The sequence below is a fragment of the Paracoccus sp. S4493 genome, from assembly GCF_000967735.1.
Taxonomy (GTDB): domain Bacteria; phylum Pseudomonadota; class Alphaproteobacteria; order Rhodobacterales; family Rhodobacteraceae; genus Paracoccus; species Paracoccus marcusii.
This window is the reverse complement of the sequence record NZ_JXYF01000140.1, coordinates 1-1245: the sequence shown is the minus strand read 5'-3', so window position 1 is coordinate 1245 and position 1245 is coordinate 1. Positions and strand designations below refer to the sequence as shown.

The window sequence follows — 1245 nt, the reverse complement described above, 5'->3', positions numbered from 1 at the left end:
AGGGCCGCCAGCTGCGGCTTGTCCAGATCGGCGATCAGCGCAGGCTTCAGGCGCGTCAGGATCGACAGCAGGTCGGGGATCTGGACAGGTGCCCTGCCCTTGGCCGAAGTCGTCCGTGGGGTAACTGCCTGCATGTCCCCTGCCCGATTATCGATGCAGGACCAAGTATATCGACATGACCGCGCAGGAACAGAGGTTTTCGTCAGGTCAACCAAGGTCCCCGCACGCGGCGGTGGCGGATCAAGTGTGCCATCACTGGTTACAGTCTACGAGGTACCACACTCTCGACCCGCATCACCGGTCTATTGGACAGTTCATTCCGGAACTGTCGGCAGGGCGACACAAGTCATGTTAGCGCAGGAAAAATTTGGGGAATGCACAGCAAACAGGCGACGGGATGCCGCTTGACCCTAGATGATCGTCGCCCGCCCGCGTCCCGCCCCCTTGGATAGGTAGAGGGCCTTGTCCGCCATCGCCAGGACCTGCTCCGGCTGGTCCGGACCGCCGGGATGCCAGACCAGGATGCCCAGGCTGGCCGAAACCTGCAGATCAGTCAGTTCCGGCGGCGACAGCGCCCGGATCGCCGCGATGATCCGGTCGGCAAGCTGCTGCAGGGCGGCCCGCGATGTCATGCCCCGCAGGATCAGGACGAATTCGTCACCCCCGATCCGCGCCGCCGTGTCTGCCTTGCGGATATGGCTGCGCAGGACCGCACCGACCGCCCGCAACAGGTCGTCCCCCGCCTGGTGCCCCAGCTGGTCGTTGACCTGCTTGAAATGGTCCAGGTCCAGATGCGCGATGGCAAAGGGATGCGCGACCTCGTCCGCGAAATCGGCCGTGCGCAGCGACAGGGACAGCGCGATCTCCAGCCCGCGGCGATTCTGCAGGCCGGTCAGCGGATCGGTCTGCGCCTGCAGAAGGGCCAGTTCCCGCGATTGTGCCAGTTGGGTGTTGAAGCGCGACAGTTCGGTCAGGACGCCGCGGTTGGCCTCGTGCAGGAACAGCAGTTCCATTGCCAGTTCTGAGGGCGCAAAGTCGTCATCCGTCAGCCCCGCAGCACGAATCGCACGATGAAGGCCGATCCCGAAACCCAGATTGACCAGCAGCGTCCCATCATCGACCTGCACGCCATGGCCGCGCAACACCAGGTCGCGCGACTGGACCACGCGCAGGAACAGGCGGCGGCGGTGTTCGACTGCGGTGCGGATAGCCTGCAGCGGACAGGGCCCCTGCCCCGCGCGCCCG

At 65.1% G+C, this 1245-nt stretch carries 1 protein-coding gene; it reads right to left on the bottom strand.

Features of this window, described 5'->3' with window-relative positions:
* Positions 1–410 precede the first annotated feature (410 nt).
* A partial coding sequence (locus tag TW83_RS14960; RefSeq protein WP_045983575.1) for a GGDEF domain-containing protein occupies positions 411–1245 on the bottom strand: 835 nt, incomplete at its 5' end.